The following is an 11,849-nucleotide window of genomic DNA, read 5'->3' as shown; positions in this document are numbered from 1 at the left end:
TCAGCTCGCCTTGCCCAGCAGCACTTGCAGGTCGAACACCAGACCAGCCTCTTTGAACCTGCCGTAAACCTCGCCCTCGGGTCCGCTGGTATAGCGTCGCCGCAAATCGTCTTGAGGTAACTGACCCCATTCCGTTCGCTTCACTCTGGAAAATCCAGAAGCTTTGGGTTTTTCCTGGACTAGGTAGGATGTCGCCTTGTGGATCAATGCAGCCAAAGGAATTTCGGGATACTTGGCCAACAGCTCGTCAGCCAAGGGAATGGCAATATCCTTGGGGATCTCCATTCCCTCGAGCAAGGCCGCCAGCTTTTTAGCCCTATCGTCGACCGGGGGGGCCAGTGGCTTGGATTCTGTAATTCTGTCCAATGACTGTGTAAGGGAGAGCAGTTTGCCTTCTATCTCTGGCATCAGCAGGTCATCGTATTTGGCGATGAGTTCCGGCCTGTTACTCCTCAATGCTGCCAACATGGGATGGACCGGCTTGAACTCATCCTCGTAGACTTTGCGTAGTAACATTGGCTTGATACATTCAGCACCCGTCACTATGGCTCGGATCTGCGCCAGTGCGAACAGCTTGATGACGATATCCATGACCCCCTGAGTGAGCTCGTACATGGTCGCCTCAAGCTCATCGTCCAAGGGGTAGGCATTCCGCACCCACTGATACTTCCAAAGCCGTTTCAAGAGCCGTTTCCAGTGCTCGTCTCTTGGCAGCCTGTCCCAGCGGATGCTGCCCAAGCCGGAGATACGTCGAGCAGCCCTGAATGTACGCTGGAAGAACTTGCTGGCCCTGTGTGTGCCCACCTGAATGATGGGCACTCCTATGGTGTTGACCAAGGATACGAAGAAATTGTGCATCTTCTCAGCCCCGCCAGACCTGGCCTCGTTAAGGTTCTGAACCTCATCAATGATCAATACTCCAAGAGCATGAAGATTGGCGATCTGGCACATGCTGGCCAGCAGGCGCTTGGTACCCAATTTCTTACGACCATGGCTGCGGCTGTAATGAGTGCCCAGCACCCTGTCCACTTGGTTGAAAAAGCTCAGGCAAAGCTCGTCCAGATCGCCGTCTATGGGGCAGTCTACTTTCAGGTAGGTCAGCTGAGTGATGTTGTAGTCGTGATGATGGAGGGCCTGGGGGTACATACTCAGGATCCGCTCTAGGGTACGGGTCTTGCCGCAGCCAGAGCAGCCGAACAGCGACAGACTGCTGGCCGTTGAAGAAACGCTCCGGTAGACCGCAGCCTCTAAATCCTCTTCCTCCACGCGGCGGTAACCGTTTTGTAGGTGGGAATACCAGGCACCATTGGCAGGGTTCCGACCGATGTAACCCTGGCGGATCATCAGGCTGATCTTGGCTTCCAACTCAAGGTGGTGGGTCAGAGGCTGAAAGAAACCATGCAACAGGCGGGCAATGGCGTGGGCCCTGAGCCGCCCGTCAAGGAATGCCTCCTGAGGCTCGAAGCTGGGTACAGCCTGAAGTTGGGTAACCACCTCTTGCAGGTCGGGTATGGGGGGCAAGGCGCTGATAAGCGGATTGTCCTGATATTCTGGTAGTTGCTGCTCCAGATATTGGGCCAAGGGGATGGCGCCGCTGCGGATCTCGTCAGTCATTGTCCCCCTCCCCGAAGATAAGGTCGCCCAGATCCGGATAGGCATAGTCCTCTGGTTTCTCACCCCTCAGCGTGACCACATCGGCGGGCTTGCCTGACTGCTCTCTCGCTGGTCTGAAGGCACCTTGGTGACGCTCATGGCGCTTTTCATCCTGCTTGTTCTCGCGAATCTGGGTTCCCAAATCCTTCTTGGACATGCCGGTTTTGATGGGACTGGCATTCTCCGCCAAAGCGGTGATGGCCTCGATCTTCTCGAGTAGCCTGCCCCTCTCCTTCATCCCCTCCATGGCAGCGTTGGCATCACTTCTGCGCTCCTCCTTGGACAGCAGCCAGACGTCCCAGAAGGTCATACCCCGGAAGCGTCTGCTGCGATCGGCGAGATCACAAATCCAGTACTCTTTGAGGTTGTTGGAGGGACGAATGTAGATGTGCTCTGCACTGCGCGGGTCGTAGGCCACCATCACCTTTTCGGGTCTATGGCCTTGTCCCCGGTGGAACCAGCCGGACTTCAGGGCCTCCTGACAGGTATAGAAGCAACCAAATAGCCTTATACCCAGTTCCGAAACGGTGGCCTGATCATGGGGCAGCAGGTTGATGCGAACCAGGTCCTGGGGTGCGACCCGCAACCGGCCCGTCAGGTTACCCAGCCCCCAATACCACAACCTAGCAGGTATAGCGGGCAGGTCACCGGGCATACCGGCAGTCCTGTCGTATTTACTCAGGACGTGGAAGTTGTTGTGCCAGAGGACACTTGCGATGATGCATTTGGTGAATTCCGGTAATGTCAGGCTGGCGTCGAGTCTGTAGTCATGGCCACCGCGCTTGCGGCTGATTTGACCTTCGACCACGCCGCTAACGTAGGGCTTAAAACGTTCCTGTACCGTCCTGAATTGGCGCTCGACAATACCCTTGGCATCCCCACGCCTGGCTGGTGCATTTTCAATGCGAACTCCGAAGGATTCGGCGAACACCTCGACCTTGGTGCCGTTCAGCTCACCTTTGTCCGCCAGCACCACATCGGGCAAGCCCTGCACAGGCCAATCTCCAACATCAATCTCCACACCATACTGGCGGCAATATTCCACCTTGTCGGCAGTGGTATTAGCCAGAGCCACCATGGCGCTGATCCAGGATGGCCCCTCGAACCCGATGTACATGCCCGTCACCATCCGGCTAAACACATCGTTCACTATGTAAACAACGGGTCTGCCTACGATCAGGCTGCGATCATGATCCGATATCAGGTAGATATCAGCAATGGTGGCGTCGATCTGGTAGCGGTAACCAGGCCCCAGAGCCTCTGTCGTCGACGTTCCCCTAATCGGCCGGATATCCTTGGCGAAATCCACTGCGGATGCCTGGCGAGCCAAAATTTCAGTAAAGTGGTACTCGCGCTTGTAGAAGTAACGAAACTGCTCCACCGTCGGCAGATCATGTGTCGGCAAGTCGGGAAACATAGTACCGAGCAGGCTCAGGCTGGCAGCGTAGACGTCGGGAATCGACGGATGTTTTTCCTTGAGCAGGCGCTCCTCTATGACACGCCTGAAAATACGCTCCATTTCGGGAGTAATGTTGCTTCCCCGCCCATCTCTGACCATCCTAGGCCGCCCCAGTTTGGCCTGGTCCGGTTTGCGTCGCTTACCACGGCCTCCTGAGTTGGCGTAATCCGGCAGCAGGGCATTCTTGCACATGCCCCGTTGCCAGTAGCGCCTGAGAAGCCGGTAAACCGTCTGCTTGGTAACACCGTGGCGCTCCATTATGCCTTTAACAATTTCCCCTCTGGCTCGGCGCTCAAACAGGCCGGTGTCACGAACTGTCTCTGCCAGCATCTCCCAGGCCGAATCGCGCTTTTGCTGGTCACTTGACCCCGCCTCAACCTCCCGAAGAGTCACATCCAGAAAAGGGTCATCTATGCGTTTCAGCTCCCCGGCTATAAGCAACCCCTCCAGCTCTGCGACTGAAGCCGATTCTGGAAATGCCAAGCTCGAGTCAATATCGATCCAGATGACCAGCTCTGTGTCGCACCAGAGCAAACGTCTGCGTAACTCACCCATCTGGAGCACCAAGTTAACCGGGAACATGGCGTATCTCCTGCTGTTCTTGATGGGGATTTACGGATAGATCACCCAGCTTGAGCTCTCTGTAGAGCTTGTTGATATCGAAGAGAAAATAGTGGCGAGCAAGCAACTGACGCAACCAATAGAGTGCCTGCCCTGGTTCAAGCTCGTAAGCCACATCTAGGCTCTGAACAATGCTCGTCAGCGTCTGCTCAGGATGGCGTTGGAACTCGTACAGGAACAAGCTGTAGTAGCGTTCGAGGTCGCTGAGGACAATATCTTCCTCGGCCTGGGCGGGATAGAGCCACTGGATGTTGGCAAATGCCGTCCGGGAGATCTCCCTCTCGGTGACAATGGCCCAGGAGATCTCTTTCTCTTCCCAGTAACGCCTTTCGAGCTCTAGGCGCTCGATGACTTCAGGTTTCTCAAGGTCTGCGCTGTATTTTGCTTGGAGCGCCATAGCCGGGCGTGTGGGATCGTCGAAGTCCACCAGAAAGTCGGAACTAAGCACCTGCGGGATTCCCTGAAACTTACCGTGGGGAAGCCCATACGTTTCAGCAAGGCGGACAGTATCCTCGACCCGAAGGGGAAATTGCTCCCGGATATCGATGACCTTGGGAGACCAATCCAGAGTGAGGAAGACGGCGAGTTCTAAGTCGGAAAGGAGGTGGTGCAGGCGTCGGCATTTATTGCCAAACAAGCGGTGAGAACGCCCCAAAGAAGAGACGTCCCTAGTGTAGATGAACGGCTTGTAGTCAGATCCACGGCCTTGACCGCGCCCCTCCTTCAGCCTTCTATCGATTTGAGCCTGAGTCAGGCCCTTGAATATACCAGCCATAACAAAGCCAACGTCCTAGTTGATACCATCAACATAGCGCACGTTGGCTTAGGGTGAAACTCTATTTTCAAGGATGATACTTTATTTGTAGGGATGAAACTTTATTTTCATCCCACATCCCCTTTTGCGAGTGATTGCGGGTTATTCCACCGTCACGGATTTCGCCAGGTTGCGCGGCTGATCCACGTCGGTGCCCTTGATCAGGGCCACGTAGTAGGAGAGCAGCTGCAACGGCACGGTATAAACGATGGGGGCGATCACCTCTTCCACATGGTTGAGGTTCATCACTCGCATGGTCTCGTCGCTCTTGAAGCCGGTGGCCGCGTCGGCAAAGACGTAGAGGATACCGCCACGGGCGCGCACCTCTTCCACGTTGGACTTGAGCTTCTCCAGCAGATCGTTGTTCGGTGCCACCACGATGATCGGCATTTCGGCATCAATCAGGGCCAGCGGGCCGTGCTTGAGCTCACCGGCGGCGTAGGCCTCGGCGTGGATGTAGGAGATCTCCTTGAGCTTGAGCGCCCCCTCCATGGCGATGGGGTACTGATCGCCACGGCCCAGGAACAGGCTGTGCTGCTTGTCGGCGAACTCCTCGGCCAGGGTCTCGATCTGCTTGGCCAAGGAGAGGCTCTCCTTGATGCGCTGGGGCAGCGCTTGCAAGGATTTGACCAGGGCGGCCTCGGCGGCGGCGTCCAGGTTACCGCGGCAGCGACCGATGGCAGCCACCAGCATCAGCAGGCCGGCCAGCTGGGTGGTGAAGGCCTTGGTGGAGGCCACCCCAATTTCTGCCCCGGCGCGGGTCATGAAGGCCAGCGCCGACTCGCGCACCAGCGACGACCCCGGCACGTTGCAGATAGCCAGCGAGCTCATGTAGCCGGACGCCTTGGCCAGACGCAGGGCGGCCAGGGTGTCGGCGGTCTCACCGCTCTGGGAGAGGGTGATGAGCAGGCTGTTGGGACGCACCACCGACTTGCGGTAGCGGAACTCGGAGGCGATCTCCACGTCGCAGGAGACCCCGGCGATCGACTCGAACCAGTAGCGGGCCACCATGCCGGAGTGGTAGGAGGTGCCGCAGGCGACGATCTGCACGTGCTCCACCTGATCGAAGATGGCGCGGGCACCGTTGCCGAACGCCTCGACCACCACGTGATCGAGACCGAGGCGCCCATCCAGGGTCTGGTTGATGGCGGAGGGCTGCTCGTGGATCTCCTTGAGCATGTAGTGGCGGTACTCGCCCTTGTCACCGGCGTCATGGGAGATGTCGGACTCCTTCTCCTCGCGCGCCACCGGGTTACCCTCGATGTCGAACACCTGCACGTCGCGGCGGGTCACCTCGGCCACGTCCCCCTCTTCGAGGAAGATGAAGCGGCGGGTCACCGGCAGCAGGGCCAACTGGTCGGAGGCGATGAAGTTCTCGCCGATGCCGCGGCCAATCACCAGCGGCGAGCCGGAGCGGGCCACCACCAGACGGCTGTCGTCACGGATGTCCATCACCACGGTGCCGTAGGCGCCACGCAGTTGCTTGACCGCTTTTTGCATGGCGGCGATGAGGCTCGGGGCGCTCTTGAGCTCGTGGTGTACCAGGTGGGCGATCACCTCGGTGTCGGTGTCGGAGCTGAACTCGTAACCCAGTCCCTTGAGGCGCTCGCGCAGCACTTCGTGGTTCTCGATGATGCCGTTGTGCACCACCACGATATGCTCGGAGACATGGGGGTGGGCATTGCGCTCGGAGGGCTCGCCGTGGGTGGCCCAGCGGGTGTGGGCAATACCGGTGCCACCGTGCACCGCCTGCTCGTCGAGGGCCTTGGCCAGCTCGGCCACCTTGCCGAGACGACGCACCCGCTGCAAGGGGTGCTCGGCGCTGAACACCGCCACCCCGGCCGAGTCATAGCCGCGATACTCGAGGCGGCGCAGCCCCTCGACCAGAATTTCAGCCACATCACGCTGGGCCACGGCCCCGACGATGCCACACATAGAGACTCTCCTTGAACTTGAACGTTATTAGCTATTGAGGGGGGCGCAGATCAGCGTCACCCCCTGTGCCTGAATCTGCTCTCTGGCTGCGGGAGCCAGCTCGTCGTCGGTCACCAGGGTCTGGATGCGGCTCCATGGCAACTCGAGATTGGGAATGCGGCGGCCGATCTTCTCCGACTCAACCATCACGATCACCTCGCGCGACACCTCGGCCATCACCCGTGACAGCCCCACCAGTTCGTTGAAGGTGGTGGTGCCGCGCTCCAGATCGATGCCGTCGGCGCCGATGAAGAGCTGATCGAAGTCATAGGAGCGCAGCACCTGCTCCGCCACCTGCCCCTGAAAGGATTCGGAGTGGGGATCCCAGGTGCCGCCGGTCATCAGCAGGGTCGGCTCGTTCTCCAGCTCGCGCAGGGCGCCGGCCACGCCGAGGGAGTTGGTCATCACGATGAGTCCCCGCTTGGCGCCCAGCAGCGGGATCATGGCGCTGGTGGTGGTGCCGCTGTCGACGATGATGCGGTTGTGATCGCGGATCCGCTCGGCGGCCGCGCGGGCAATCGCCCGCTTTCGTTTCGAAACCTGCTCCGGGTTCTCTTCGGTCACCATCTCGCTCGGTAGCGGCACGGCACCGCCGTAACGACGCAGCAACAGGCCCCCGGTTTCCAACACGGCGAGATCCTTGCGGATAGTGACTTCAGAGGTAGAGAACCGCTTGGCGAGGGTGTCGACGCTCACCTCACCCAGCTCCTGAACCAGGGCGACGATGGCATGGCGGCGTTGTTGGGTGTTACGTTTGGTCACAGAATAAGTTTCGATTCGAAAGAATTGCGAAATGTTAGCAGTGAAACCGAAGCCTTGAGAAGAGGGAAGAGAAAAAAAAGTGGCCCCAAGGGGCCCCTTCGGGTTGCCGCCGTCAGTGGCAGATGAGGTTCTTGCCGCTGCTCTTGGCGCGATAAAGAGCCCGATCGGCGCGCACCGTCAGCTCCTGCGGGGTGTCATGGCGCCGATACTCGGCCAGCCCCACGCTCAGGGTCACCGGCTCCTCCTCGATGAGGGGGTGGTAGAGCATCAGCTCTTGGATCTTCTCGGCCACCACCCGCGCCGAATGGAGCGGTGTGCTCGGCAAGATGATCATGAACTCGTCGCCGCCCCAGCGGGCGATGAGGTCAATCTCGCGCACGTGCAGCCGCACCAGCGCCACCAGTTGTACCAGGGCGCGATCGCCGGCCGCATGGCCGTACCTGTCGTTGATGGCCTTGAAGTCATCGACGTCCATGATGACCAGCGAAAGGGGGTGATTGAAACGCTTGGCCCGCTCACACTCGCGCTTGAGCGCCTTCTCCATGCCATGCCGGTTGAAGGCCTGGGTCAGGCAGTCGGTCTCGGCCAACTGGCGGTTGAGCTCGACTTGAGACTTGAGCTCGGCATTGAGTTGGATCAGCTCGGCGGTGCGCTCCTCGACCAGCCGCTCGAGGGAGACATTGCGCGACTCGAGCCGCTCGAGCAGCAGCTTTCTGGCATGGATATCGCGGTGAGCGCCGATCATCCGCGCCACCGAGCCGTCGCCGTTGCGTGCCACGATGCGGCCGCGATCTTCGATCCAGATGTAGTCACCACTCTGGGTGCGGCAGCGGTATTCGATGCAGTAGTGATCGGAGAGACCGTTGATGTAGGCATCGAAGTGGGTCATGACCCGCTCCAGATCCTCCGGATGGATCACCCCCTCCCAGGTAAACACCGTATTGCCGAGGGTGTGCGGGGAATAACCCAGCATGGTGTACCAACCCGGATTGCGATAGACGAACCCGGTGTTGGCATTCCAGTCCCACACGCCATCGCTGATCACCTCGAGAATGGCGTGCAGCGCCTTCTCATCGACCTCTTGCAGCGAGATCTCCTGGCTTTCTCCGAGCATGCCTTTCTACCTCACGTATCCCATCCCTGGGCATTGATCACAAGTGTAGGAGAGGTACCCGTAAAAATGACAGGGTCATACCCCGTCTGCGCCACACTCCAGCCACTGCTGCCACAGCCGCAGCACATGCTGGCGCTCGGTGAGCAACTGCTCATCACCCACCCGGCGCGAAACCTCCGAGAGGTTGAGGCGGTGGCCCAGGTTGCGGATCTCCAGATAGGCGTGCTTGAGCCCCTCGGCATCGGCCAGATCCATCACGCCGGCCATCACGCACTCGTCGAAGATCCGTACGTTATCGGACCAGCGGGTCAGCGCCTGGGGATGCTCGCAGGCGTTGGCCAGCACCAGATACTGGGCGATGAACTCGATATCCACCATGCCGCCCGGCGACTGCTTGAGGTCAAACTCCCCCTCCCCCGCCTTGAGCAGGTGGTCGCGCATCTTGGCGCGCATCTCGCGCACCGCCTTGGCCAGCTCGGCCGGGTCTCGCTCGCGGGCCAGCACCTCGCGGCGCACCCGGGCAAACTCGGCCAGCAGCCGCTCGTCACCATAGACGGGGCGGGCCCGCACCAGCGCCTGATGCTCCCAGGTCCACGCCTCTTCCTGCTGGTAGCGCTCGAAGGCCTCAAGGGAGGAGACCAGCAGGCCGGCATCGCCGGAGGGGCGCAGCCGCATGTCGATCTCGTAGAGGATGCCGGAGGGGGTGCGGGTGCTAAAGAGGTGCAGCACCCGCTGCGCCAAGCGGATGTAGAACTGCCGGCTGTCGATGAACTTGGGCCCATTGGTGTAGCCGCCTGGGGCGCCGCTGTGCAGGAACACCAGATCGAGATCCGAGCCATAGCCAAGCTCGATACCGCCGAGCTTGCCATAGGCGACGACGGCAAAACCGCGCTCACCGCTCTCGGCCACCTCGGGCGGCACCCCGTAACGCTCGCTGATCTGGCTCCATGCCTGGTTGACCACCTCGCCGATGATCGCCTCGGCCAGCCAGGTGAGGTGGTCGCTCACCTTCATCAGCGGCAGGGCGCCGGCGATGTCGGCCGCCACGATGCGCAGCAGCTGCACCTGCTTGAACTGGCGCAGCGCCTCCATCTGCTGCTCCACGTCCTCTTCAGGAATGCGCAGCAGGAACTGGCGCAGCTGGGGCTTGTAGTGATCGAGCGGGGTCGGGTGGTAGAGGTGCTGCGGATCGAGCAGTTCGTCGAGCAAAATGGGGTAGCGCGACAGCTGCTCGCTCACCAGATGGCTGGCCTCGCACAGCCGCACCAACTGACGCAGCGCCCCCGGGTTTTCGGCCAGCAGTTGCAGGTAGGCGCTGCGGGTGAAGATGCGCGCCAGCAGCTGGCACAGGCGCTCGAACAGGCGCCCCGGCTCGCGGCTGCCCGCCACCAGCTTGAGCAGCTCCGGCATCAGCCAGTCGAGGGCGGTGCGCCCCTGCGGCCCCACCTGACGGCGGGTCGCCTCCTCCTTGAAGTGGAGCAGGTGGGTCGCCAATGCCTCGGCCTCACCGGCCCCCTGCTCGGCCAGCAGCGCCACGATCTCCTCCTGCTCGAGGGCGGTGCGCCACAGATCGACCCACACCTGTTCGAGGTGGGCCGGCGCCTCTTTCTCTTCCCCGACCACCTTGATGAACTCGTCGTGTACCGCCGCCATCTCCTGCTCCAGGGTCGCCATGAAGGCGGGCCAGGAGGAGAACCCCATGGCATGGATCAGGCGCTCGCGATCGCGCTCCTCCACCGGCAGCATCTGGGTTTGCTGATCGCCTATCTCCTGCAACAGGTTCTCGACCTTGCGCAAAAAACGGTAGGCGGTGAGCAGGCGGGCACACTCCGGCTCCCCAAGGGCGCCGGAGGCCGCGATGGCCGCCAGGGCATCGGGCAGGTGACGCACCCGCAGCGCCGGCTCACGGCCCCCCCGGATCAGCTGCAAGGCCTGTACGATGAACTCCACCTCGCGAATGCCGCCCGCCCCCAGCTTGATGTTGCCCTGCAACCCCTTGCGGCGCACCTCGGCGGCGATCATCGCCTTCATCTGGCGCAGTCCGTCGATCACCCCGAAGTCGATGTAGCGGCGGAACACGAAGGGGCGTAGCAGCTCCCCCAGCTCCTGACCATAGTGACACTCCCCCCCGATGAGGCGCGCCTTGACCATGGCGTAACGCTCCCAGTTGCGGCCGTGGTGCTGGTAGTAGTCCTCCATGGCGGCAAACGAGATGGCGAGCGGGCCAGCATCGCCAAACGGGCGCAGCCGCATGTCGACCCTAAACACCTGACCGTCAACGGTGTTCTGGTGCAGGGCGTTGATGATGCGCTGGCCGAGCTTGATGAAGAACGGCTGGTTGGCCAGCTCGCGCCGCCCACCGTGGGTGTAGCCGTTCTCGGGGAAGGTGAAGATGAGATCGATGTCGGAGGAGAAGTTAAGCTCGCCGCCGCCCAGCTTGCCCATGCCGAGGATCAGCAGTGGCTGCGGATTGCCCTCCCCATCCATGGGGGTGCCGAGCTCGCGGCACTGCAAGGCGTAGAGCCAGTCGCGAGTCTGTCCGATCAGGGCATCGGCGAGCCGGGTCAGGTGGACGAAACTCTCCTCCACCGAGGCCAACCCCAGCAGCTCGCGCCAGGCGATCACCACCATGTGGCGGCGGCGAAAACGGCGCAGCGCCCCCTTGAGCGCCTCTTCGTCCTGCACCTCGGCCAGCGCCCCGGCCAGCCAGGCGGGATAGTGCGGCCAGCGCTCGGCCTGCTCCAACTCACCGCTGGCCAGCACCTCGCCGAGCAGGGCGGGCTCACGGATCAGCGACTCTCCGATAAAATCGGAGAGTCCGAGCAGGGTCAACAGGTGCTCCCGCTGCGATGCCGGCAGGGTGGCATAGTCAGGAGCCTGCTCCAGCAGGCGTTGCCACTGGCGTTCGGCCAGGGAGAGCAGAGAGGCGGGCAGGGTCACGACGGGCTTCCTTTGCAGCGGGCAATGGCAGCCAATCTAGCATCCCGCCCGGTTCAAGTCATAGGGAACGCAGATAGATATCGGGATCGTAGCGCTCCATCAGGCTCTGCGGTTTGGCCGGTGCACCGAAGCCAAAACGGGCATACAGGCCGTGGGCATCCGAGGTGGCGAGGCTGAAGCGGCGCAGCCCCTGTAGCTCGGGGTGTGCCATGACCGCCGCCATCAGCGCCTTGCCGAGCCCGCGCCCCTGCGCCTCGGGCAGCACAAAGAGATCGGAGAGGTAGCCGTAGGTGGCGTAGTCGGTGATGACGCGACAAAACGCCAACTGGCGCCCCGCCTCGTAGAGGCCGAAACAGAGGGAGTGGCGCAGCGCCTGCTCTAAGGTGGCGCGCGGGATGCCACGCGCCCAGTAGCTCTGCTCCGCCAGATAGCGATGGATGAGGTCAAGATCGAGGCGATCCTGCTGCGTGCTGATCTCCATGGATGACATCCTGTCAGGGGAAGAGAGCTTC

The 11,849-nt window shown here is 61.2% G+C and carries 8 protein-coding genes; all 8 read right to left on the bottom strand.

Translation table 11 applies throughout. From position 1 onward, the window contains the following. The 8 genes from BN1134_RS13135 to BN1134_RS13100 all read right to left on the bottom strand — a co-directional run bounded on the left by BN1134_RS13135 (position 1) and on the right by BN1134_RS13100 (position 11,827). Positions 1-1,614 carry an ATP-binding protein gene (locus tag BN1134_RS13135; RefSeq protein ID WP_042047756.1) on the bottom strand — a complete coding sequence of 538 codons (1,614 nt, stop codon included), beginning with the start codon at positions 1,612-1,614 and terminating at the stop codon, positions 1-3. Beyond that, positions 1,607-3,694: a Mu transposase C-terminal domain-containing protein gene (locus BN1134_RS13130; protein WP_042047755.1), complete on the bottom strand. Its 2,088-nt coding sequence runs from the start codon at positions 3,692-3,694 to the stop codon at positions 1,607-1,609. Before BN1134_RS13130 ends, BN1134_RS13135 begins: the two co-directional genes overlap by 8 nt. Beyond that, positions 3,681-4,508 carry a heteromeric transposase endonuclease subunit TnsA gene (locus tag BN1134_RS13125; RefSeq protein WP_042047754.1) on the bottom strand — a complete coding sequence of 276 codons (828 nt, stop codon included), beginning with the start codon at positions 4,506-4,508 and terminating at the stop codon, positions 3,681-3,683. Before BN1134_RS13125 ends, BN1134_RS13130 begins: the two co-directional genes overlap by 14 nt. A 141-nt stretch (positions 4,509-4,649) precedes the next feature. Further along, entirely contained in the window at positions 4,650-6,482 is a 1,833-nt protein-coding gene (gene glmS, locus BN1134_RS13120; RefSeq protein ID WP_042047753.1) for a glutamine--fructose-6-phosphate transaminase (isomerizing), read from the bottom strand. Positions 6,483-6,509: 27 nt separating this feature from the next. Then, positions 6,510-7,283 (bottom strand): DeoR/GlpR family DNA-binding transcription regulator, encoded by a 774-nt coding sequence (locus BN1134_RS13115; RefSeq protein WP_042047752.1) that lies wholly within the window; start codon positions 7,281-7,283, stop codon positions 6,510-6,512. A gap of 112 nt (positions 7,284-7,395) precedes the next feature. Next, positions 7,396-8,397 (bottom strand): sensor domain-containing diguanylate cyclase, encoded by a 1,002-nt coding sequence (locus tag BN1134_RS13110; RefSeq protein WP_042047751.1) that lies wholly within the window; start codon positions 8,395-8,397, stop codon positions 7,396-7,398. Positions 8,398-8,472: 75 nt separating this feature from the next. After that, positions 8,473-11,337, bottom strand: a complete 2,865-nt coding sequence (glnE, locus tag BN1134_RS13105; protein ID WP_198133184.1) for a bifunctional [glutamate--ammonia ligase]-adenylyl-L-tyrosine phosphorylase/[glutamate--ammonia-ligase] adenylyltransferase — start codon at positions 11,335-11,337, stop codon at positions 8,473-8,475. Between the two features lie 58 nt (positions 11,338-11,395). After that, positions 11,396-11,827 (bottom strand): GNAT family N-acetyltransferase, encoded by a 432-nt coding sequence (locus BN1134_RS13100; protein ID WP_042047749.1) that lies wholly within the window; start codon positions 11,825-11,827, stop codon positions 11,396-11,398. Positions 11,828-11,849: the final 22 nt, after the last annotated feature.

The organism is Aeromonas simiae (assembly GCF_000820125.1).
Classification (GTDB): domain Bacteria; phylum Pseudomonadota; class Gammaproteobacteria; order Enterobacterales; family Aeromonadaceae; genus Aeromonas; species Aeromonas simiae.
The sequence above is the reverse complement of the archived record's forward strand: the minus strand, read 5'-3'. Positions and strand labels throughout refer to the sequence as shown.